Origin of the sequence: Cellvibrio sp. KY-GH-1, from assembly GCF_008806975.1 — a bacterium.
Lineage (GTDB): Bacteria > Pseudomonadota > Gammaproteobacteria > Pseudomonadales > Cellvibrionaceae > Cellvibrio.
The window spans coordinates 294,306-316,446 of sequence record NZ_CP031728.1; the positions used below are offsets into that span (position 1 = coordinate 294,306).

Below are 22,141 nucleotides of genomic sequence, written 5' to 3' on the forward strand. Positions count from 1 at the left end.
CATTAACAAAACACTCCCTGTACAAACCAGCGCTGTTGATGCAAGTCTTTAAATATCCATAACCGCAATCCGTCTTGTCGCTGTGCCATAAAATAATCGCGTGCACTGGGTGTGTCCCACCAATGGGTGTGAATGCGTTCGGGGCCGGCGAGTAGTTGCAGTAAGCCGCGCCAGTGTAAGCCTGCCGGTGTTTGATCGACAATTTGTGGTGCAGCCAATAGCCATTTGGGGCGCAATGCTTGTTGCTGCATGTCGGGCAACACTTGCCAGGCCGCTTTTTGATAGCTGATTACATGGTTACTGCGTTCGGGTAAATGATCATCCCGGTAACTTATTTTATAAATGGCACTCTCGCCCAAGCGCGCTTTTAATTTGGCCGTCGTTAGGGTGAAATCCTGTGTGGTTTTATAATTGTGCGATTGTTGGGAAAAATCCAGTTGATAGTTTTGTGTTTGCAGCGGTGAGGAAAAAGGGCAGTGCAATTCCAATTGGTCTACGGCAAAACGAAACTCATATTGCTCTAGTTGAATCAAACTTAATTCCAACAGTAAATGCCCCTGTTGTTGCGGGGTGTCGCAATATACGCGGATTAATTCGCGCTCGTGGTAAATGCTGATGAGCTGCCATTCAATCATTTGGCATTGCTGTTGGCGGCGCTGTAAATGATCGCTGAGTTTTTGCAGCAATAAGGAAAGTGGTGGTTGCAACAAATCCAATTGCGCAACAGGAAACTCCATTTCTATCCGCTCAATAAAGGGCAGCTCCGGGTGAAACATAGGCACGGGGGCAGAAAATAATCCCGGTTGCTGCATGTCATGGCTGATATCCAACATGTCGCCCAGGTATTGGCTGAACGCATGACCAAAACGTTTGGTAAGGCTGCGCAGTCCACTGGTGTTGAGTTGCTGCATGATATCGCCCAGTGACACAAAACCGGTTTGCTGTAGCGCAATCACTATGCGGGGAAACTCTTCCAGGCAAGTGAGTGGCAATGGTTGTAATTGCGCGTGAAAAACCGAGCGCAATTGTGCGGGTGCGTATTGTTTAAGTTGTTGATCCAATGACTGGATAAAAGTATCTGGCTGGGTTGCACTGCCGCAGAGTAACCAGGCGGCTTGTGCGGTATGCGCTACAGCGTAGCGATAATTTCGATAGGCATCCTCACTGTGCAGTTGCAGCTTAATGGCATCGAGCAACGACGTTAAGCCACCGAACAGTGTTAACGAGCGGGAAATCTCCAGTTGTACGCCATGGGCATGGGTAAATTCTGAAATAAATAGTTGTACATGCGGCGTGAATTGATACAACAACTCACACAGCTGGATTAATTTATTTTCAATAGTTTTGCTGCCGTGTAATTTTGCCGCTTGGCAATTATCTGTATCATTTGATAGCTGAATTGCCAGCCACAAGCGCAGCGCCGGTGGCGATAACACGCTGTTGCTACCCATTAGCGGCTCCGCAGCTGCGTAACTTTGTTAGTGCTTTTTACCGGTGTTGTATCCAAATTGGCATGGGGTTGATAGCCCAGCCATTCGTGTGGCAAGGGTAATGCGATAGGTTTATTAAGTAGTGATTGATCACCACCTTTTTGTTTGGTGACGGTGACTGTTAGGGTGTTGGCCTCCATGCGCGTGTGCAAACGCAAATGTACAGGCGAATGCTGGGCATTAGCACGTGCCGGGCGCAGTAACCAGTAAATACCAGAGCCTTCACTACTGGCCAACACACATTTGCGCACCTCGGTGTAATTCAACGCTTGTTGTGGTTGCCAGGCTAATAAATGGCTACAGGCTTTAGCGCGAGCAATTTCTACAAAGGCAGCCAGAAAATCATTTTTCGCGGGAGCATTAATAATTAATAAACGGTCCAGATCCAGGCCCGCTTGTAACAATCCCTGTGCAAATGGCAATGCAGGCGGGTTAATTAATATCTGTAATCCTTGCGCTGAATTGCGCAAGCTGGGGGTTAGTAATAGCCATTCACCCTGGCCGAATTCCCGCTGGTTTATTTCGATTAAGCACGCGCGCGGCCAACCTTGATGCACCAGAAAATTGTTCAGTAATAGATGGCCGGTATCTTGCCCATTGCTGGTTTGGACCTGGGCTTTTGTTCCGCGCCAAATGTCGCCACGTAGCAGCAATTGTTCAAGATCAGTTGGTAGTGATTGGGTCATGGCAAGTCAGCTATACTGTATTTAAATACAGTATAGCGCTCGAGGGCGCTGTATAGTCAAGCGGATGCTGCACCCACCTTAACAATGTTTGGTTATAAGTGAGTTAAGTTTGAACAGTGATGAGATCTAGTGAATAAATTCAACAATTTTATTGAGCAGGGCCGGGCCGTTGAGGGATTTATCAAACGCGTGTTTGATACCCAGGGTGTTGCCTAATTCCAGCGTGCGCTCATTCTGTTGTTCGCTCACCAGTACCAGATTAATACCGGCCGTTTTAGGTGTTCGCGCCAGGATTTTGCACAGGTCGGCACCTGCCGGGGAACTGGCAATATTGGTGCCGAGTAAAATTAGATCCGGGTGCAAATCAACCGCCAGCTCCAGGCATTCCGTTTGGGTTTCGGCCGTTAATAAATTGAAGTGTGTTTGCAAGTGATGTGTGAAATGGCGAATCAATTCCAGATTGCTATCCGCCAGTAGCAGGGTTTTGTGAGTGGCTACTTCATCTACCCAGCTGCGGTTGCGACCCGCACGTTTAGCTTTATATAACGCGCGGTCGGCATTTTTAATTAATTCTTCCAGGTCGTGGCCTGTGGTGCGTAAGCAGGTAGCGCCGCCAATACTCGCGGTGACATGGGAATCGGTAGGGGAGACATCGTGGCGCAGCTGTAATGCACTAATGGCTTCGCCAATAGATTGGGCTACACACATGGCACCCTTGGCATCGGTCTCTGGCAGCAGCACGACGAACTCTTCACCACCATAGCGGCCCAGAATGTCGGTGGTGCGGTGCAGGCAGCTTTTAATCGCCTGAGTGACTTTTTTCAAACAGGAATCGCCCGCCGGGTGGCCATAGTGATCATTAAATAACTTGAAATGATCCACATCGATCATCAATGCGCTGATGGGTTGTTGATGGCGTTTTACCAATGCCCATTGCTGTTGGGCTAATTCATTGAAGGTGCGACGGTTATAAATATGGGTGAGGCTATCGAGCTGGCTGAGGGCTTCCAATTCGGAATTCAGGCGGCTCAATTGATCGCGCATTTCAGCGATTCGCTCCATCGCGCGAATCTTGGCTTTGATGATCATAAAGCTGACCGGCTTGATCAGGTAATCATCGCCACCCGCTTCAATACCTTCGCGGTAATTTTCGTCCTCATTTAGCCCGGTCACAAAGATGATGGGAATCCAGTGGCCGGCCAGCCATTCGCGAATCAGGCGAGTGGTTTCAAAACCGTTTAGTCCGGGCATTTCCACATCCATGATGATCATATCGACCGGGGTGTTTTCCAGCAGTTGCAGGGCTTCTTCACCACTGCGGGCAACTAAAGGCTCATGGCCCGCATCAATAATGTAGTTACGCATGGCGTAGCGAAGTGTTGCGCTGTCTTCAACCAGAAGGATTTTCATAAGGCCGGGTAGGGACTCACAAGAGGATGCTCATGCTCAAAAAGTTCATCTGAGTGTAGCCAGTATTATAGTTTTCGTCGGCCAGACCTGGGTTTGGCGTCAAAATAAACATAATTCTACGTGGACAGCATGGCACTGTCGAACGGAATATCTGCACTTTGCTGGATATTTATGCACATCGCTGCCTGGTTCACAGTGAAAGTGCGAGTTAATCCTGGTGATCCACATAGAGCCATTTGCCCAGTGATTTGCGAAATACCGAGTGTTCGTGGTGTTGCTGTAATTGTCCGGCCTGGCGGAACAGGGCGATAAACTCAACGGTGCCGTCCTGATCTGCTGCGAGTCCTTTGCTGGTAGAGAGGATCTGCAAGCCCAGCCAGTCGCAGCTTTGCGCCCACTGCAGGATATCGGCCTTGCTGGAGCGCAGGCGTTGCTCGGGGCTCCAGGTGTCCCACAGGTAATCAATGGCCAATAGCACATGGGCAGAGTAGCGTGAACGCATCAGCTGCTCGGCAGTTTCTGGCCAGGTTTGGCCCTGTATATGGGGCAGGCAGCAGTTAGCCAGCAGTTTTTGGCTGCCGCAGGGGCAGGGCGATTGGGGATTAACGGCAGGTGTTTTCGATGGCATTTTCTGGCCCTTTTCGGTATTTTGTGCGCCTGTTTTTGGCCGGGCCAATTCTCGCTGAGTTGGGCGCCTGGTGCCAGCTTTCCTGCACTAACTGCATAGTCTTCGAGTAAAGTTTCCACTATGAGCGAATTTGATGATATCCGCCCTTATCGTGATGATGAGGTGCGCCCAACCCTGGATCGTATACTTGCGGATCCCGAATTGACTGATGCAGTAACGCGCCTGAAATTCCCCAAGTTGCATGCCGTGTTAGGTTGGCTATTAAAACCGCTGGTACGCCGCAAATTGAATCAGCAGCTCTCCGGGATTCAGGATGTTCAAGGGTTCCAGGCAGTAGTGGAAAAATACCTGTCGGGGATGATGTCCACCCGGGTGAAAGAGCTCACCTTTTCCGGTTTGGAGAAACTCGATAAGCACAGCGCCTATCTATTTATCAGCAACCATCGCGACATTGCTATGGATCCGGCCTTTGTTAATTGGGTTCTGTTCCACAATGGTTGCAATACCTTGCGTATTGCCATTGGCGATAACCTGCTTACCAAACCGTTTGTATCAGACCTGATGCGATTGAATAAAAGTTTTATCGTCAATCGCTCAGCCAAAGCGCCGCGTGAAAAATTAAAAGCGGCAAAACATTTGTCGGCGTACATTCATCATTCCATTGTGAATGAAAATGCCAATATCTGGATTGCGCAGCGCGAAGGTCGTGCTAAAGATGGCAATGACAAAACTAATTCAGCAGTATTGGGCATGATTATGCTCAACAAACCCAAAACGGAAGAGATCGCGGAATATGCCAAAAAATTGCGCATAGTTCCCGTATCTATTTCTTACGAACTTGATCCATGCGATGTCGCGAAGGCGCGCGAACTTTATTTGCATCGCACGGAAGGCAGCTATCAAAAAGAAGAGCACGAAGATGTGCGCAGCATCGCCATGGGGATCGCCGGTAATAAAGGTAATATCCATTTGGCGTTTGGCGATGTGCTGGACGGCGATTATCAGGATACCGATGAGTTGGTCGCTGCGCTGGATCACCAAATTCTGGGTAATTATGTGTTGCACGCGACTAACTGCATTGCCTATGAAATGCTGCATGGCAAGGTGCCGGTTGTGAGCTATGGCGCGAACAATACCCCTTATGATCCGAAAAAACTGATTGCTGAGCGCACCGAGTTTGAAGTGCGCATGAATGCAATTCCCTCTGGTCAGCGTGAAATTGCGCTGGGCATTTATGCTAATCCCGTTGTGAGTAAATTGGCCGAATGCTAACGGATGCGCTGAAAAAGCAAATTCAGGGCGCCTATAGCCAATTTCTGGAAAGCAAGGGCCTTAAGTCCCGCTACGGTCAAAAATTGATGATTGCCGAGATTGCAAAAACACTCGGCAAAATTTCACTGGATGACGAAAATCATCGTATTCCCGACGAGAATGCCGGCAAGCATATTTGCGTGGTAGAGGCAGGCACAGGCACGGGAAAAACCATTGCCTATTTATTGCCGGCCATTGTTATGGCCAAAGCGCTGGGCAAAAAACTGGTTGTCTCTACGGCAACGGTTGCATTGCAAGAGCAAATCGTCAATAAAGATTTGCCCGAATTGCATCGCAACAGTGGCCTGTCATTTACCTTTACTCTTGCTAAAGGGCGCGGCCGCTACTTGTGTCTGAGTAAGTTGGATAATTTAATTGCGGAATACCAAAGTGGTTTGAATCCTACGCGCGCGCTTTACGAAGATGAATATCCCAGTGTATCTGCCCAGGGCTTTAAACTTTATGAATCCATGATGGATGCACTGGCATCTAATAGATGGAATGGCGAGCGCGACACCTGGCCGCAAGCGCTGGAACAAAATGAATGGCAGATCATTACTACTGACCATCGGCAATGCACCGGGCGTCGCTGTTCCAATGTGTCGGCGTGTAGCTTTTTTAAAGCGCGCGATTCCATGCATTCAGTGGATTGTATTGTCACCAATCACGATCTGGTATTGGCGGATCTGGCGTTGGGTGGTGGTGCAATTTTGCCTGCACCCGCCGACACCATTTATGTCTTCGACGAAGGCCATCACCTCCCGCAAAAAGCGTTAAATCATTTTGCGCACCACAGTCGCATGCTCGCCACCAGTAAATGGTTGGATCAATGCAATAAAGCGCTCGGCGCTATGCTTGGGGTAATCAGTGGTGCGGGTAATGTGGATCGCTTTGGTGAACAACTGCCTGCCGCCTTAATTGATTGCAAACAGCGCCTGGATCAGTTGTATCCGGTGTTTGAATCGCTCGCGCAATCCATTGCGTTTGATGATCGCCAATCCCATTACCGTTTTGATGGTGGCGTGGTGCCGCAAGATTTATTAATACCTTGCGTCGAGTTGTATAAAGGTTTTGATCGCCTGACAGATTTGTTGAAAAAAATGCTCGATGAAGTCAGTCAGGCGATGGAAGATATGCATTGCCCGGTGCCGAAAGTGGATTTGGAAAATCACTATCCCATTCTTGGCGCATGGCAAGCGCGCGCCGAAGCCAACCGCGATTTGTGGGCAAGTTTTGCCACGCCGGATTCCGTGAGCAGTGTGCCCAAGGCGCGTTGGTTAACGCCGATAGATGCCAGCGGTAATATGGATTTGGAGGTCTGCTCCAGCCCAATACTCGCCGCTAAAACATTGGAGTTCAGTTTGTGGGAAAAAGCCTGCGGTGCAATTATCACCTCGGCCACACTCACGGCGCTGGGAAATTTTTACCGCTTCCAAATGCGTGCAGGTACACCTTCAGATTCCAATTACCAAGTGGTGCCCAGCCCGTTTAATTTCCAACAGGCAACTCTCGAAATTCCTGCGCGAACTGTTGAGGCTACCAATGCTGATGTGCATACCTTGGCTATTATTGATGATCTGCCAAACTTGATTGATCCCGCTGAAGGTTCGCTGGTATTGTTCTCGTCGCGCAAACAAATGCTCGATGTGTTCGATGAAATGCCGCAAAATTTGCGCGATATTATTTTGCTACAGGGTGATAACTCCAAGCAGGAAATGTTAGTCCAACACAAAAAACGCATCGATGATGGCGAGGGTAGTGTGCTCTTTGGGTTGGCAAGTTTTGCTGAAGGTGTGGATTTGCCCGGTAAATATTGCACCCACGTGATTATCGCCAAGCTGCCGTTCGCCGTGCCGGATGATCCGATTGAGGCGGCGCTTTCAGAATGGGTAGAGGCGCGTGGTGGTAATGCGTTTATGGAAATCACCGTGCCCGACGCATCGCTGAAACTGATTCAAGCCTGCGGGCGTTTACTGCGCACGGAAACCGATACCGGGCGCATCAGTCTGTTGGATCGTCGCATTCTCACCAAACGTTATGGCAAGGCGATTCTGAATTCATTGCCACCGTTTACACAGATTGTGCATAAATAATTTATCGTGTATTTTTCGAATCCCATGTTGGGGTTCGTTCCTCACCCCAACCTACAAAGCACCCTGTAGGTTGGTGCTGAGCGCAGCGATGCCCAACATTGCCCGGTAAAACCCATGAATAACCCTCACATCGCCATTGCCGAAACCTTAATGGATATCGAAAAGGAATTGCGCAATTTGCGTTTATGGGAATTTGAAATGATTGCGGAAGAGGCGTTCATGAGTGTGCAACCCTTCGCGGTGGATACCATGACCTTCCCGCAATGGCTGCAATTTATATTTCTACCGCGTATGTATTTTTTATTGGATGAACAATTACCACTGCCGTCCAATTCCGCCATCGCACCTATGGCAGAACAATATTTTTCTGGCTTGAATCTGCATTCATCATCGTTAATAGCCCATCTGCAAAAAATAGATGGGCTATTAACCATCCAGGTTTCTTCGTAGGGGCGCAATTTATTGCGCCCTGTTTTGGGTTCAATAAATTGAACCCCTACGAAATATATCTGCTCTTCGTTTTTCTGGATTTAATAAATTGAAATTCTACGAATCTACCCCGTAGGGGCGCAATTTATTGCGCCCAACTGATGGTATTATTTCAATTGCTGTTGTAGTTCTACCAATTCCGGATTTTTTCTAATCTCATTCGCAACCATTTTTGCCATTGCTTCAGCGCCATTTTTTTGAAAATGGGTTCCATCCGGCACTTGCGTACTGCCTGCGGCATTATTGGCATAGAAGGGATTAATGACAGGGTCTACCACCAACCAGTAATTGCGCCAGCCAGGTTCGCCTGCTTTATTGGCAAAACGCATGCTGGCCGCTTCCAAATCTATCAGTGGTAAATGGTGAAGTTTTGCGGTGTTTTTAATGGTGTCTGTGTAATCGCCGGTAAATAAATAGCCATTGGTTGCATTTTGGCGAGTTAAATGCGAGTGGACGACGGGTGTGGTTTGTTCACCGTTTGCGTTTTTAATGCGCGCTGTAGGGGTAAACATCACTGGATGCGCGCCGCGTTCACGTGCAATTTTTATGTATCTCTCCAATGAATGCTGAAAAGATAACTCTGGCTGGTTGTTGGGAAATTGCGGATTGCCTGCCGCATTATTGGGATACGTGCACAGGTTTTTTACATCGGCTGGGCCGCGTAGGGGTTTGCTGCTGTCGCAATTTTGGTCATTGTGGCCGTGGTTAATAAATACATAATCACCGGCCTGAATTAAATAATCCATTTGTGCATACCAGCGGCCATTGTAAAAGTCGCGCGAGCTGCGGCCTGCACGCGACCCAACAATCACCTGAATTCCGCTATCAGGTTTGAATTGTGCGGCGAGTGCCTGGCCCCAGCCCATGCGCGGGTAACGCAGTTGCTCATACACTGCAGACGTTGAATCACCCACAATAAAAATACGTGTTTTGGCATTTTTTACGCGCAGGTATTCTGCGCGTGCACGTTCCAAATCAAAGGCTTCATAAGCACCTGAAGGGGCTAGGCCTACAATGGGGCGAAAGCTAAAATCCGTTAGCGATGTATGGCCAGTTTCGCCGGTATTATTTTCATAATTGCGGTTGTGATGTAACAGGGAAAAAATTTCTGTCACCGGATTGGCGTCCGTCATGGAAAAGGTGGCGGGATCAAATTCGCGGGCATTGGTAATTCCCGCGGACGTGAGTGCGGTAGAAAATCCTGCACGCATTGAGGTCAATGCGTGATTGTACACACTAGGATCTACTGCACCAACGGAAGCCGAATTAACCCATTGTTGCGGGCCAATAAAGCCTTTGCTCACCGCAATGTCAGATACGATACGATCAGTGAGTGGGTTGATATTGGCAATCACGTTTTTATCGGTGGGCGGTTGGTTCACCAGTCCAGCCAAACAAATAGGGCGCAGGCGTGAATTTTTCGCGCAGTCTTCGGATTTTCCCTGAGCAACTGCGGAAACTAATATGGGGTAGCTAAGCCCGTGCACTTTAATGCTGTAAATACCCAGTGCATTGGTTTCGGTGATAAATACTTTGCCGCTGGCATCGCACAGAAAGACTTGGGCATTTGCAAGTGGAGTGCGCTCGTAAACAAGGCCACTTACCAACGTGGTGTTGTTAAAGGATTGGCAAGCACTCAGGCTTAAGGCGAGTGCTGCCGACGACAAGATCTGGTTGATTGTATTTTTTTTCATAATAGTCCTACGCAGAATAATCAATCATTCCGGGTTAATAAGGGGATTCGTATTAACCTTTCGCCAACGCCGATAAGCATTTTATTATTGTTGTCGATGTATAAATTTTTCAACGAACCCTGGGTGACTGGTGGCATTAATGCCCAGTTTTCGCCATCGTCGCGCGAGTAGATGATTTCCCCGGATTTTCCTGATAGATAAATAATGCCCGTAGTTTCATCTTGTACGGGAGTGCGCAGGCTGGATTGTGTGGGTGATGCAATAACTTGCCAGGAGGTGTGTTGATCTTTGTTTAAGCGGGCGATAAAACCTGGCGCTCCACTGGCAATGATGCTGCCGCGCTGTGTTTCAAACAGGGATAGTATGGTTGCTTGTGTGTTGCCTACCTGCCCATCGTTATCCCGTAATGCTAGAGCTTCATCCTGCCATGTTTTTCCCCCATCCGTGGATTGAATTAACACGCCTTTATCGCCCGCCGCCCAAAGGCCGTGTTCGGTGGAAAAAACAGTTTGCAGTGATTGCACAATACGCGTGGATACTGCTGTCCAGTCCTTTCCATTCTGCGACAGTTGAATACTTCCTTGTTGCCCAACGGCAACAAATTGCTGATGGTGCTGGTCAAAAATTACATTGAACAATTGCTTGCTGTTATCGATGCTGGCGGGGTGCCAATTATCACCGCCGTCTGTGGAGTAGTGGGTGATTCCCGGGCCTGCAATCGCAACAAGGGTGCCGTTATTATTGCCCGCCAGGCGATGAAAATAACCTTGATTGGCATCGCTTAGTGCCAAACGTACTTGCCATTCCTTGGTGTTTTGTTTTTTCACCAGAATTGTTCCTGGCGGGCCAGCGGTAATTTGGTTGCCGGATTTTCTATCTGCCAGGAACGATAAAAAATAATCACTGTTCTGTGCAGGAGTGTTAACCGGCTGCCAGGATTTACCCTGGGTCTCACTGGCTAGAATAGAACCTTTGGCCCCAACAATAATCCAGTTATCAGGCGTATCGAAAAAAAGTTGGTGTACAAATTCGCTCACCGGATAATTAATAACTTCCCATTCGCTGTGCATATTTTTGCGCTGCATTAACAGACCGTATTCGCCATAGGCGATAAACCCATTGTCCCCGTCCGCAATCACACCTTCGATATTGGTGTTAATGGGGGAGGTATTACTTACCCATGTGCGCCCGGCATTATCGGAGCTTAATAGTTGGCCGTTATCGCCAACGGCGACTAAAATATTTCCGTCATTGCTTTGCGCAATATTGTTTAGGTATTTATTGTGCTGCGACACGGGGGCCCAGAGGTCGCCACCGTCATCCGATAAAAAAATATCGCCATCACTGCTGAGGCTAAGTAATATTTTTTGTTGGGGATGAAAAAAAATTCGGCTCAAGTAGCTGGAGAAACCAGTGGTGATTAGTGCCCAGTTGTTGTCTTCACTTTTGTTATGGTCCTGGTTACCGCGAATCACATTTCCGTCGGCAGTGCTGATAAATACCCGGCTATTGACTGCCACAATATCGGTTAGCGTAGCGGGTGAGACAGCAGGAGCAATTGCCCACGCGTGGCCGCTATCGCTAGAGCTTGCAATCAGTCCGTTTTCGCCAATAGCAATTAACTGTGTGGATGTTTCAATAATTTTGCTGATGGTGGAAGCACTGTTCAAGGGTGCCTGTTGCCAGTTTTCGCCCGCCAAATCGCTATAAAGCAATAGGCCTTGTTCACCGCCGGCAACCCAGCGTTGGTGTCTGCTTTCAAAGGTTAGTGCGGTCAGATTTTTAGTGGTGGGTGAGTGGAGTTGCTGCCAATTCAGCCCGGAGTCCTCAGAGTGGGCAATTAAACCGTGGTCGCCAACAGCGATGAGTATGTTCCCTGTATCATCAGCAGCAATCGCGGTAATTTTATCGTTAAAGCTAGGGGTAGTAGCGGCGCGCCACACATGATCCGCCGCATCCTTCATAATTATTTTGCCATCGCCTCCAGCAATAAAAGTTCTATCTTTTGTCGTTTTATGGGTAAAAAATCCTGGATTGAGTACCGTTAAATGTTGGATTCCAGCGGAGGATTTTTGAGGTGTTATAACCGGTGGTTCATTTTTTTGGCAGCTAATAATGCAGCTGAGCGCTAAAAGTAATACAACAGATATCCAATTATTTTTATTAACGTAATAGGCGCTAATTGTATTCATAATTTGCTATTAATTGTCGCTGCATTTATTCAGGAAAAGGAAATCCTACCGCTACCGAAGCAACAGTAAAATGAATAGTTTGGGGTAATTGTGACGAACGCCAGTGCCGGGAAGTTTTATATATTTTGTGAGCAAGATAATACAAGCGGATAAATCATATGTACAGATAAAATTAAGCTGCTATAGTAAGTGCGCTAGGATTTTTGCGGGCATAAACAGCAGTTTGTGCTCTTCGCTTGTAAGTAATTTTGAGTATATAAGCAGTTACTGTTAAAACTGCTTACAGAAGTGCGATTTGCAAAATCTGCTCCTCATCAGTTTTTCGCGAACTACTACTCGCGGCTCTATGAAGGAGTTTGTTCCATGTTTAATAAAATAATGATAACGGCGGCGTTAATTGGTGTTTCAGCCAGCGTGATGGCAGCCAACCGCCCGAGTGGCTACACAACCATTTGCAAAATTGGGGAAACTTGTACTGTTTCCAAGGCTACTAACGTTGCCTTTGGTGCGGACGACAAGTTTGTATACAAGGTGTTAAATGGTTCGTTCAGTTGTAGCGTAGCTACTTTTGGTTCTGATCCAAACCCTGCAAAATCTGTAAAAGAGTGTTCGATTCCCTCTAGCGGTACCGGAGTGTCATCGACCAGCTCAAGCAAAAGCAGTGTTGCAGCTACAAGTTCATCAAAATCGTCTGTTGCTTCCAGTTCCGGTTCAACAACGACTAGCGGTGAATGTAAAGCGGGTGCGGTTATTGAGAACAAAACCGTCGATTGTGGTGGCAAGACAATCGGTCTGACTTGCCCCGGCGACGCGGAAGGACAACCACCAGTTATTACCCTGAAAAATGCGACCATTAAAAATGTGCGCATTGCCGGTAGTGGCGGTGCAGACGGGATTCACTGTACGAGCGGTGCTTGTCGTGCAGAAAACGTAGTTTGGGAAGATATTTGTGAAGATGCGGCATCTCTGGTAAGTAGCGGAACCAAGTTCACTATTTCTGGAGGCTCTGCCTACAACAACACCAGTAATTCCCCAGGCTCCAAGCCTGATAAGATTTTCCAACACAACTCAAAAAACAGTACCTATGAAATTACCAATGGGTTTACTGCAAAAGGTGTGAATGGAAAATTGTGGCGGTCATGTGGAAATTGCTCCAGCAATGGCGGTCCACGTTACGTTGTGATTAACAATGTAACTATCGATGGAACCATCGGCAGCATCGCAGGCGTTAACCGCAACTTCGGTGATAAAGCGACGATTCGCAACCTGAAGATCAAAGGTTACAAATCGGGTTCACCCAAAGTGTGTGAGGAATTCCAGGGCGTACAAAAAGGAAGTGAATCTTCCAAGTATGGCGAGTACTGGAACACCGCGTACTGTGATGTCAGCAAGTCTGATGTAACGGCTTTCTGATTTTTAGAATAATTATGAATTTATAATCGGCTCGCAAAAATCAGTAGCCCCTCTCTGGAAACAGGGAGGGTTTCAACTAATTGATTATTGCGCTCCCCATCCCGCTTTCAAGCTTTCCCACATTTCATCAAATTGCTTTTGTTCGCGCTCGCGCAAGGCATCGTATTGATCCGGCGTTAAATTGGCGCGCGCGTTATTGAGGAAGTTATCCTTATAATCGTGCAGTGCCTCATGGGCTTTTTCAATTAAGAATGGTTTCTCTTCAGTAGAAGCATTTTGGATGCTGGACCCACTTGCTTCCATGTAACGCATAAATTCCTGCTTTTGTTCCAATTTGCTGATTAGCAGCGCTTCACGTTTTTCTGTGGGGATAGGCGACGAGCCTTGGGCTTCATCAAAAAAGTTATTCATTTGATACTGCTCATAAGCAGAATCTTTTAACAGATCATAGGTTTTGCGATCTTCCGGTGAGCTGAGTAGTTGCGCAATTTGCCGATCAATATCTCCCAGCCCTTGCTGCTGCCGGTTTACGGCTTCTTCAATTTCTTTTTGCGATGAATAATAACCAATGCTGCTCGCATTAAGGATTTGCTCGCGTTGTTCCAGCAGGCTTTGTAGTTCACTTTGGGCCAATCCGGATAAACCCAGGCGGGACATGAGCAGGCTATATTTTTTCTCCAGTGTGCGTTTCAGGTTTTCCTGCTGCATAATACTCAAGTTAGTTGTTTGTGCAGGCGTGCTGGCTGGTTGAGCAGAATTGCTGATGGTTGGGGCTTTATTGTTTTGCCCAAAGGCAATGAAGTCCTGCAGGCTATCAATTTTCTTTTGATAGCTAGCGCGCTCCTGTTGCAAGCGGGTATCGAAATCTGCCTGCTGTTTGGTCAGCTGCTGGCTAAGGGTTTGATTATCCAAATAGAGGACTGTGTAATGTCCGGCCAATACCAGTAGGGCGATGCTGAGTAGGATGCAGATAAGTTTCATCTTTACCTTCGTGATTACGGAATAGTTATTGTGGTTGTAGGTAAATTTGACCGGAATTGCCTGAATGCTGTCGCTGTGTTTATAGGTATTAAATCTGGGGTTGGATTAGATTACATTTTACGCGGGCCTTCAAGCCTTTAATCGGTTGGTGTGATCTGGTGGAGGTTTGGCTGCAGTTATACTGGTAACGAACATTGATCGTGGCAAATAAACATTGGCCGCGGATGGCGGCCTAGAGTCCTTTATTTTGTTGCGGAAATAATCCTTCGTCGCCATAGGATTAGCGCTAATCCCGCAATGGCGAGCAGCAGTGGTGAAGGCTCTGGGGTCGATGCATAAGTGAATTTGATGTTATCAATAGAGGCTCCAATGCGCATACCATAAAATCCTTGAATGGTGATGTACTTGATTCCCTCTGTCGTCGTCAAGGAAATCAACTCATTGGGAATCACTGGGGTAGAAAGTTCCTCGACACCTTGCCAGCCTGAAGTGAGGAGTGAAAATAAAAATCCGGATTCACCATAAATGTTGAGAAAAATGGCATCGCCATAATGGGATGTCAGATTCATGCTGACAAATACGGGAAGGGCGCCTACAAACTCCAGCGAAGCCCAGTTGCTGGTTAGCATCATATTTTCACCGCCAGCGCCAACTACCCAGGCATCGTTAATCAGCAAACCCTTATCGAGATACTCATCGCTCAGCGGGTTGTCGCACCAGCAGGGCCACCTCTCATCAAAGACTGGATTAAGGTCATCGAAATCAATGAACACCGCTTTGGCTGGAAGAGGTGTTATGGCAAGCAGCATTAGCAAAGGGCAGGCAAACCGGGATTTAACGTGCGTAAACATCGGGGGCTCCTTGTTAGGCGGGTAGATGTAACAAGCGGCGCCTGAGGGCGCTTCAACCTATTGGTGACGGTTCAGCGGCTTAAGTGTCTGCTTATGCGGATAGGTTGCCTGCGGCGGCCATCACAGTCTGAATAAATTGACGCATCGTTCCTGAAAGCGAGTTTTGATCCCATCATCTCAAAGTTTTTTCTTTCAAAGCCTACTTTTGTGAGCCTACTGTTTTTTTTGTTTGGATATACAGTGTATTAAAATCCCCCCAAGACCCGTGCGCGTTTTCGCCCTTTACGCTGCGCAATATCCGCTTCCCATTCCTACAAAAGGCCACTATATTCAACACTTTAGATACCAAGGCGGGCAGGAAAACGCGCGCGCCTTGGAAGAATAATGCGCACGCGTGTTATACCCCCAATAAAATCTCCCACGTAGCCACCAAATTTGATCGCTTTCAATGGGTTATATAAAAGTGCTAAGAGATCGAGTTAGGAGAGATAACGCGCATGCGCGGTATACAAATGTTATAAAGGGGTGCCAGATTGCCAGAGCGTCGGCAGATTTTTTTACTTGGTATTTTGATTGGCTTGATTTCAATGTTCATGCTCTGGGTAATACTTTTTACCACTGTAAGCGGACCAACTAAACTCGGTGTCTTCGGGTTATGTGCGTTTATCGCATTTGGAATTCAAGTGTTTGCCTTAAGAAAACTGAAAAGACCACAGTTTTGGCAGCGCTATAACTTGGCTGCGTTTCATCAGGAAGTTCGTAATTATAAATGGTTCGGAATATTTTTATTCGGCGTTGCTTCGCCCTATATGTTATCTCTAATTATATATGTGTTTTTAAAAAATTTATAACAAAGCGTAGCAACACGCCACTGCGTGGCTGGACAGTTTGTAAGTCGCAGTTTTGTGGTTTTGCTGCGCAAAAGTAATCCACAAAACTACATATATGGACTCCTCCCGTTTGCCAACACCCGTTTCTGATTTTTCAGGATAAGACTGCAACCATATATTCGGCTTATTAATGAGCATTTTCTTGCTCTAGCCATGATGGCGATTCGCTCGCACTGTGCCGAACAACTTATCGGCTTTGCTATTCAGCAGTGAGCCCTTGTGGTTTTAGGCGTTTCAGTGCGTCGGTTTTACCTGTTTCCATCAGCAACGTTTGTTACGCAATCGTAAGATGGTGGTGCTTTTGCATCTTTGCTTTGTTGTTAACGCGAACTACTTTTTAACGGTTTGATTTGTTGGTTTGTATTTTTATGCGGCGGGTTGGTAACGTTCGCCGCGCGTCAGTATTGACCAGATGATGCGTGCGTTTTTATTGGCCATGGCGACAGTGGCAATATTTTTGTTGCGTCGAGCAATGAGTGCATTGATCCAGCGGCTTCGCTTGTCTGTTTTAGTATCGCTACACCGCATTGCTGAGCGGGCGCCGTGAATTAATAAGGTTCGCAAATACTTGTCACCGTGTTTACTGATGCCTCCTAGCTTTTCTTTGCCGCCGCTGGAGTATTGCTTGGGTACCAAACCTATCCAGGCTGCCATATCGCGGCCGCAGGTAAATTGCTTGGCATCTCCGACTGCGGTGACGATGGCAGAAGCGCTAATCGGGCCGAGGCCCTCTATCTCCATGATGCGCTGAACTCGCTCATCCTGGCTGCAATGCTGATTGATTTTATGTACGTAGCCTTGAATTCGATTGTCGATTGCATCGAGCTCTTCATGCAAATCGAAGAGTATTTCGCGCATTTTTGCGGTTAATCCATTGTCGGCATCCTCCAGTGCCTGTAGTAAGCCGCGACGCGTGGCCGGCACACCGGAATGGGCGATAACGATCCCGTATTCGGCGAGTAATCCGCGCACTTCGTTGGCAAGTGCGGTGCGAGATTTGACGAGTCTATCCCGTATGCGATGAATAGCCTGCATGTCTTGTTGCTCTTCTGACTTGATTGCAACGAATCGCATTGTTGGGCGCGATACTGCTTCACAAATCGCCTCGGCATCGCGCTTGTCATTTTTTTGGGATTTTACATACGCTTTGACATGTTGTGGGGCCATTGCTTTAACGGTATGGCCGAGTTTGCTTAGCATACGGGCCCAATAGTGGGCTCCACCGCAGGCCTCTATGCCGATTAGCATAGGTGGCTTGTTGGCGAAGTACTCGAGCAGTTCGGCGCGTTTTAGTTGCTTGCGAACAGCAACTTTTTCGTGCTCGTTTACACCGTGTAATTGGAAAACATTCTTTGCCAAATCAATGCCCATTCGTGTAATGTTCATGGTGACTCCTCTCTCCTGGTTCGACTGTTGTTGACCAATTACAGTCTGGCACATTGATGCCGTTTAGGGAGGGAGGGGTCCATGCCATTAACTTACAAACTGCCGTTGTACGCGGCGTTATGCTGTTCTAGGAATTAAGAAATGCGCGTAATTTTAATGAGGCATGGAAAGCCTTCGCTTCCTGCTCAAAATTCAGTTACCTCTGAAGAGTTTAAAAATTGGATTGAAGCTTATAATTCTGCTGAACTTTGTAAAAATTTAACGCCTGAATTAAAATCACTTGAAATTGCTAAAAGCAGCAGTGTTGTAATATGCAGTAGCTTGAAGCGTTCATTAAATTCAGCAAGTGTTCTTGGCGTAAATGAAATTTCTTCAATTGAATATCATTTGCGAGAAATGGAAATGCCGTGGGGCAAAATTACTAATATTAAACTAAAGCCAGAATATTGGGCGGTAATATTTCGTATCCTTTGGTTTTTGGGTTATTCTAAAAACAGTGAGTCGTTTAAAGAAGCAAAGTTAAGGGCAGCACATGCAGCTTTATTGCTTGAGAGTTATGCAAAAGAAAATGGTAGCGTCTTATTTATAGGGCATGGCATGCTGAACCGCTTCATTGCAAAATACCTTGTAGCGAAAGGCTGGAAAATTACAAAGAAAGTCGGTTCAAATTACTGGGAGTTTGGTGTTTTAGAGTGTGAAGCATAACAAGTCGTTGCAGCACCAGTCGCTTCGCTCCTTGGACGGCTTTTAAGTCGCTTTTTTGTGGCTCGCTGCGCTCACTGTATCACAAAAAATCAACTTAAAAACCGCCGCTGAACTCGGCGTTACACATGTATATTTTTAGTCTTTTCAGTTTGTGTGGTCTGAAGTTTCGGTAGTTGGTGGTTTGTTGCAAGAATGTAGTTTTTAAACAACACTGCTCCGTCGCCGTCAATATTGTGGTCAATTTGAGCGGCCTGCCATTTATAGGCACTAAAAAATAACAGCTTCGCGTTATTTTCGGGCTAGTTTATCCCTCCGAATAACGCAGTAGAATTAAGCGTTTCGCAAGCGGGAAGGGCATCGTATTTTGTGGTCACCTGTTGGTTCGACAGGCTTTGCAGGTGCGGTTTAATCAATGAGCCCGTTTGTGTAACAAATCGTTCAAAGTCGCGCACTTCGTGCGCTGGACAGTTTGTAAGTTGCGCATTTAGCGAATCGCCGCGCGAAGTTTATCGCTATGCGCAACTTACAAACTGCCCTTTAACTCAGCGTTATGGAAAGTGAGAATGAGATTTCTGGGAAAGCTAATTTTAACAGTTGCATCGACGTGGCTCGTGTTGAGTTTATATGCAATTTTTTGGCCGTCTGCACCCGCAGTTATAGTTGAAAAATCAAATTTTTCACTAAGCCAGAACGGCTACAATGGGGTGAGTAAATTTGGAGTTTCAAATTTTAAAGGCTCAAACACGGTTTTTAATTTCGCTTCATATCATTACACAGTTAAAGAAAAAACCTATAAAGGCTATGGGAATATTGGCTTAAATTCTGATAACACTGTTACAGTATATTATTGCCCTATTTATCCAGCATTCTCATTAACAAATAACACTATTCCTTTGCCGTGGCTTTTTTTGCTATATATTCTTGGTTTTGGGTTTTTAGAAATAAATAAATGGCTTCGAGGTTTTCAAAAACAAAGGCAGCCATAACAAAGCGTATCAACCCGCGCACTTTGTGCGCTGGACAGTTTGTAAGTCGCAGTTTTGTGGTTTTGCTGCGCAAAAGTAATCCACAAAACCACGACTTACAAACTGCCGTTGTACGCGGCGTTAGCCAATCTTATGAAATGTAAAAATTGCCATACTGAAATTTCTCTTAGCAAGTATAGAATTCGCGAATATATTGACTGCAAGAATTGCGGGGCACGGCACCTAGAGAAGCGTATATTAACTAGCAAGGGGCAACCTTGGGTTATTTTTATCGTGTTTTTTTTGGCAATATTCTTCGGAACTAAAATAACTAATTTCCTTGAATCAAGCTTTGGTCAAGGCATCGGAAAGTTAATTGCAGTGCTACTATTTTCAGGTCTATTTATTCTTCTTACCCGCTTCTGCTCACCTAAATATGGGGAGTCAGAATTTAACTTAATAGAGAAGTTCGGAAATCCAATAACAAAAGAAGATGTAAAAATAGTAGCAAGTATATTCCTTGCTGTTGTTATCGTTTCAATTATCCTATGGCGCTTAGCGTTTAATTAGGGTGGCTAACAAAACAATCAAACGGATGGTTTTTAAGTTGCACTTTTTCCATTCCGCTTCGCTCCATTTTATGGAAAAAGTGCAACTTAAAAACCACCGTTTATAGCGGCGTTAGAAAGGGAAAGTATGAGCGACTATTGTCCTTACTGTAAAGCCAGGATTTCTTGGCGTGGGCCAAGAATCGAGACTTCAAATGTTCGAAGTGGAATATTAAATCAACGGGAACCGAAATATTTTTGTAACACCTGCAGCTCAGAACTGGAGCTAGTAAGGTTTAAGCTAGAAACAATTTTTGAAATAATGGTTATGTTTGGAGTTTGTTTCATTTCTCTTGCCGGATTTTTTGGCTTTAATGCTAAAAGCATTCTAGGTTACTCTGTTTATACACTAATATTTGTATTGGCCATTGTATGGCTCTATTTAATTCATACACATCAGCACTATAAGCTCAAAGAATAGTTATGCTAGTTTCTATTTATCAGTATCATATAATAAAGTTAGCTAACATTTATTAATATATTAAATTTGAAAATATTTCTAACAAGGCGTTGCAGCACGCCACTTCGTGGCTGGACAGTTTGTAAGTTGCGCTTATGTGGTTTTGCTTCGCAAAAGTATTCCACAACACACAACTTACAAACTGCCGCTGAACTTGGCGTTGAAGCTGTAGAAAAACCCCAAAAATCGATTGTTTTTCGTTAAAATGGCGCATCCCCTCAGGAGTGCGCTTATGCCAAAGTTTATTCCTTACAATCATGATCAAAATGCGATGGTGGTGATTAATTTTCGCGACCAGTTGCAACCCGGCACCTTCGAGCACGCTATTCATTACTTGATTCATGAAAAGCTCGATCTTTCTATCTTTGATTACGCTTACAACAACAAAGATGGCGGTAGGCCTGCGTATAACCCTGCCATTTTACTCAGTGTTGTGTTGTTCGCTTACTCCAAAGGTATTACGTCCAGCCGCGAAATTGAGTGGTGCTGTACGAACAATATTATTTTTAAAGCGCTTTCTTGCGATACCGTTCCTCATTTCACTACTATCGCCAGTTTTATCAGTAGTCATCCGCAAGCGATTGAAGCGCTGTTCGAACAAATTCTGTTGGTTTGTCATGAGCAAGGATTATTGGGCAATGAGCTGTTTGCGATTGATGGTTGCAAAATGTCCTCTAACGCCTCCAAGGAATGGTCGGGAACATTTAAAGAATTGCAGCAGAAACGCGCCAAATTAAAAAAGTTGATTCGGCACCATATGCGGGAGCACCGCCGTATCGATAAAACCGAATCTGCCGATGCAGAAAAGCAAAGGCGCACCGCCCAGACAATCGAAACCTTAAGTAAAGCGCACGATAAGATTGATAAATTCCTAAAGACAGCAGCCCCACGGATGGGGCAGGCGAAACGGCCGACTGAAGTAAAAAGCAATATTACCGATAATGAATCAGCCAAGATGACGACCAGCAAAGGTACCGTCCAGGGTTACAACGGTATTGCAGCAGTTGATAAAAAGCACCAGATCATTATTGATGCCCAAGCCTTTGGCGCAGGCCAGGAGCACCACACCTTACAGCCTGTTATTGAAAGTATTAAGGTGCGTTACCAAAAACTGAAATTTGCGCACAATATCTATCGCAAGCAGACACTGGTTACAGCGGACACTGGCTTTGCTAATGAGGCCAATATGGAATACCTCTACACCCATAAAATTAATGCTTATATTCCAGATAATAATTTTCGCAGTCGCGACCCAAAATTTGCTGAGCAGAAAGCGAAATATGGCAAGCGCAAGCCCATCAAGAAAATAAAAACCCGTTATAAAGAAGTCATTCCGGCTAGTGAATTCCACTTTGATGCATCGACAAAAACCTGCATTTGCCCAGCAGGGGAAACCATGTGGTTAAAGCGCGAAGGGGCGGATCGTTATGGCAAACATCAAAAGTTGTATTTTGAAGGAAGGCTCAGCAAGTGCCGGGTATGCCCGCTAAAGGAACAGTGCATGCAAAACCCGGATTCAGCCAATGATCGAACCGGGCATGGGCGGCAGGTGTCCTTTATTATTGATAAGGAAACCAAAAACAAATATACCGAATGGATGAAGTCTCGGGTCGATAGCGAATTTGGCAAAATGGTTTATAGTCATCGCATGTCCACGGTTGAGCCTGTGTTCGCTAATATCGGCACAAACAAAGGGCTAAAGCGCTTCAGTCTACGTGGCAAAGCCAAAGTTCAGGGGCAATGGCAGTTGTTTTGTATGATCCACAATATAGAAAAGCTCGCGAATTATGGTGATTTGACCAACGCGAAGCGAAAATAAGAACGAATATAGGCAAACAACTCGCTTTTTCAAAGCGCAACGCAATTAATGAATAAGAGCAATTGAAAAT

18 protein-coding genes are annotated in these 22,141 nt (G+C 46.2%); 9 read left to right on the plus strand and 9 right to left on the minus strand.

The window, feature by feature from the left end; translation table 11 throughout:
• Positions 1–2: 2 nt before the first annotated feature.
• The 4 genes from D0C16_RS01095 to D0C16_RS01110 form a co-directional block, all read right to left on the minus strand.
• A complete protein-coding gene (locus tag D0C16_RS01095) occupies positions 3–1,451 on the minus strand; it encodes a hypothetical protein (protein ID WP_151030620.1) in 1,449 nt (482 codons plus the stop codon).
• A complete protein-coding gene (imuA, locus tag D0C16_RS01100) occupies positions 1,451–2,176 on the minus strand; it encodes a translesion DNA synthesis-associated protein ImuA (protein WP_151030621.1) in 726 nt (241 codons plus the stop codon). Before imuA ends, D0C16_RS01095 begins: the two co-directional genes overlap by 1 nt.
• A gap of 126 nt (positions 2,177–2,302) precedes the next feature.
• Positions 2,303–3,586, minus strand: a complete 1,284-nt coding sequence (locus D0C16_RS01105; RefSeq protein ID WP_151030622.1) for a diguanylate cyclase — start codon at positions 3,584–3,586, stop codon at positions 2,303–2,305.
• 208 nt (positions 3,587–3,794) lie between these two features.
• Positions 3,795–4,214 carry a YchJ family protein gene (locus tag D0C16_RS01110; protein WP_151030623.1) on the minus strand — a complete coding sequence of 140 codons (420 nt, stop codon included), beginning with the start codon at positions 4,212–4,214 and terminating at the stop codon, positions 3,795–3,797.
• Between the two features lie 120 nt (positions 4,215–4,334).
• On the opposite strand from D0C16_RS01110, the gene D0C16_RS01115 reads away from it, so the two are divergent.
• From D0C16_RS01115 to D0C16_RS01125, 3 genes are all read left to right on the plus strand, one after another.
• Positions 4,335–5,486, plus strand: coding sequence for a 1-acyl-sn-glycerol-3-phosphate acyltransferase (locus D0C16_RS01115; RefSeq protein ID WP_151030624.1), 1,152 nt, complete (start codon positions 4,335–4,337; stop codon positions 5,484–5,486).
• Positions 5,480–7,618, plus strand: a complete 2,139-nt coding sequence (dinG, locus tag D0C16_RS01120) for an ATP-dependent DNA helicase DinG (protein WP_151030625.1) — start codon at positions 5,480–5,482, stop codon at positions 7,616–7,618. Before D0C16_RS01115 ends, dinG begins: the two co-directional genes overlap by 7 nt.
• 114 nt (positions 7,619–7,732) lie before the next feature.
• Positions 7,733–8,068 carry a YqcC family protein gene (locus D0C16_RS01125; protein ID WP_151030626.1) on the plus strand — a complete coding sequence of 112 codons (336 nt, stop codon included), beginning with the start codon at positions 7,733–7,735 and terminating at the stop codon, positions 8,066–8,068.
• A gap of 146 nt (positions 8,069–8,214) precedes the next feature.
• On the opposite strand, the gene D0C16_RS01130 is transcribed toward D0C16_RS01125, so the two are convergent.
• The gene (locus D0C16_RS01130) at positions 8,215–9,801 is read right to left on the minus strand and encodes a GDSL-type esterase/lipase family protein (protein ID WP_151030627.1); all 1,587 of its coding nucleotides are present in this window, start codon (positions 9,799–9,801) and stop codon (positions 8,215–8,217) included.
• Positions 9,802–9,821: 20 nt separating this feature from the next.
• Positions 9,822–11,993: a YCF48-related protein gene (locus D0C16_RS01135; RefSeq protein WP_151030628.1), complete on the minus strand. Its 2,172-nt coding sequence runs from the start codon at positions 11,991–11,993 to the stop codon at positions 9,822–9,824.
• Between the two features lie 363 nt (positions 11,994–12,356).
• On the opposite strand from D0C16_RS01135, the gene D0C16_RS01140 reads away from it, so the two are divergent.
• Positions 12,357–13,406, plus strand: coding sequence for a pectate lyase (locus D0C16_RS01140; RefSeq protein WP_151030629.1), 1,050 nt, complete (start codon positions 12,357–12,359; stop codon positions 13,404–13,406).
• 84 nt (positions 13,407–13,490) lie between these two features.
• Here D0C16_RS01140 and D0C16_RS01145 read toward each other — a convergent pair whose 3' ends face one another.
• Complete coding sequence (locus D0C16_RS01145) at positions 13,491–14,387, minus strand: hypothetical protein (RefSeq protein WP_151030630.1); 897 nt, start codon at positions 14,385–14,387, stop codon at positions 13,491–13,493.
• A gap of 242 nt (positions 14,388–14,629) precedes the next feature.
• Complete coding sequence (locus D0C16_RS01150; protein ID WP_151030631.1) at positions 14,630–15,238, minus strand: hypothetical protein; 609 nt, start codon at positions 15,236–15,238, stop codon at positions 14,630–14,632.
• Positions 15,239–15,771: 533 nt separating this feature from the next.
• On the opposite strand from D0C16_RS01150, the gene D0C16_RS01155 reads away from it, so the two are divergent.
• Positions 15,772–16,089 (plus strand): hypothetical protein, encoded by a 318-nt coding sequence (locus D0C16_RS01155; protein ID WP_151030632.1) that lies wholly within the window; start codon positions 15,772–15,774, stop codon positions 16,087–16,089.
• A gap of 405 nt (positions 16,090–16,494) precedes the next feature.
• On the opposite strand, the gene D0C16_RS01160 is transcribed toward D0C16_RS01155, so the two are convergent.
• Entirely contained in the window at positions 16,495–17,514 is a 1,020-nt protein-coding gene (locus D0C16_RS01160) for an IS110 family transposase (protein ID WP_151030556.1), read from the minus strand.
• Positions 17,515–17,655: 141 nt separating this feature from the next.
• Between D0C16_RS01160 and D0C16_RS01165 the strand changes: the two genes are divergently transcribed.
• The 4 genes from D0C16_RS01165 to D0C16_RS01175 all read left to right on the plus strand — a co-directional run bounded on the left by D0C16_RS01165 (position 17,656) and on the right by D0C16_RS01175 (position 22,071).
• Positions 17,656–18,219: a histidine phosphatase family protein gene (locus tag D0C16_RS01165; RefSeq protein WP_151030633.1), complete on the plus strand. Its 564-nt coding sequence runs from the start codon at positions 17,656–17,658 to the stop codon at positions 18,217–18,219.
• Positions 18,220–18,782: 563 nt separating this feature from the next.
• A complete protein-coding gene (locus tag D0C16_RS01170; protein WP_151030634.1) occupies positions 18,783–19,205 on the plus strand; it encodes a hypothetical protein in 423 nt (140 codons plus the stop codon).
• A 132-nt stretch (positions 19,206–19,337) separates the two neighbouring features.
• A complete protein-coding gene (locus tag D0C16_RS24310; RefSeq protein ID WP_225318858.1) occupies positions 19,338–19,754 on the plus strand; it encodes a hypothetical protein in 417 nt (138 codons plus the stop codon).
• A gap of 730 nt (positions 19,755–20,484) precedes the next feature.
• The gene (locus tag D0C16_RS01175) at positions 20,485–22,071 is read left to right on the plus strand and encodes an IS1182 family transposase (protein ID WP_151030635.1); all 1,587 of its coding nucleotides are present in this window, start codon (positions 20,485–20,487) and stop codon (positions 22,069–22,071) included.
• Positions 22,072–22,141: the final 70 nt, after the last annotated feature.

What these genes read in the sequence shown, in the direction of transcription:
- D0C16_RS01095 (WP_151030620.1), bottom strand. Translation starts at nt 1,451, where the DNA reads ATGGGTAGCAACAGCGTGTTATCGCCACCGGCGCTGCGCTTGTGGCTG.
- imuA (WP_151030621.1), bottom strand. Translation starts at nt 2,176, where the DNA reads ATGACCCAATCACTACCAACTGATCTTGAACAATTGCTGCTACGTGGC.
- D0C16_RS01105 (WP_151030622.1), bottom strand. Translation starts at nt 3,586, where the DNA reads ATGAAAATCCTTCTGGTTGAAGACAGCGCAACACTTCGCTACGCCATG.
- D0C16_RS01110 (WP_151030623.1), bottom strand. Translation starts at nt 4,214, where the DNA reads ATGCCATCGAAAACACCTGCCGTTAATCCCCAATCGCCCTGCCCCTGC.
- D0C16_RS01115 (WP_151030624.1), top strand. Translation starts at nt 4,335, where the DNA reads ATGAGCGAATTTGATGATATCCGCCCTTATCGTGATGATGAGGTGCGC.
- dinG (WP_151030625.1), top strand. Translation starts at nt 5,480, where the DNA reads ATGCTAACGGATGCGCTGAAAAAGCAAATTCAGGGCGCCTATAGCCAA.
- D0C16_RS01125 (WP_151030626.1), top strand. Translation starts at nt 7,733, where the DNA reads ATGAATAACCCTCACATCGCCATTGCCGAAACCTTAATGGATATCGAA.
- D0C16_RS01130 (WP_151030627.1), bottom strand. Translation starts at nt 9,801, where the DNA reads ATGAAAAAAAATACAATCAACCAGATCTTGTCGTCGGCAGCACTCGCC.
- D0C16_RS01135 (WP_151030628.1), bottom strand. Translation starts at nt 11,993, where the DNA reads ATGAATACAATTAGCGCCTATTACGTTAATAAAAATAATTGGATATCT.
- D0C16_RS01140 (WP_151030629.1), top strand. Translation starts at nt 12,357, where the DNA reads ATGTTTAATAAAATAATGATAACGGCGGCGTTAATTGGTGTTTCAGCC.
- D0C16_RS01145 (WP_151030630.1), bottom strand. Translation starts at nt 14,387, where the DNA reads ATGAAACTTATCTGCATCCTACTCAGCATCGCCCTACTGGTATTGGCC.
- D0C16_RS01150 (WP_151030631.1), bottom strand. Translation starts at nt 15,238, where the DNA reads ATGTTTACGCACGTTAAATCCCGGTTTGCCTGCCCTTTGCTAATGCTG.
- D0C16_RS01160 (WP_151030556.1), bottom strand. Translation starts at nt 17,514, where the DNA reads ATGAACATTACACGAATGGGCATTGATTTGGCAAAGAATGTTTTCCAA.
- D0C16_RS01165 (WP_151030633.1), top strand. Translation starts at nt 17,656, where the DNA reads ATGCGCGTAATTTTAATGAGGCATGGAAAGCCTTCGCTTCCTGCTCAA.
- D0C16_RS01170 (WP_151030634.1), top strand. Translation starts at nt 18,783, where the DNA reads ATGAGATTTCTGGGAAAGCTAATTTTAACAGTTGCATCGACGTGGCTC.
- D0C16_RS24310 (WP_225318858.1), top strand. Translation starts at nt 19,338, where the DNA reads ATGAAATGTAAAAATTGCCATACTGAAATTTCTCTTAGCAAGTATAGA.
- D0C16_RS01175 (WP_151030635.1), top strand. Translation starts at nt 20,485, where the DNA reads ATGCCAAAGTTTATTCCTTACAATCATGATCAAAATGCGATGGTGGTG.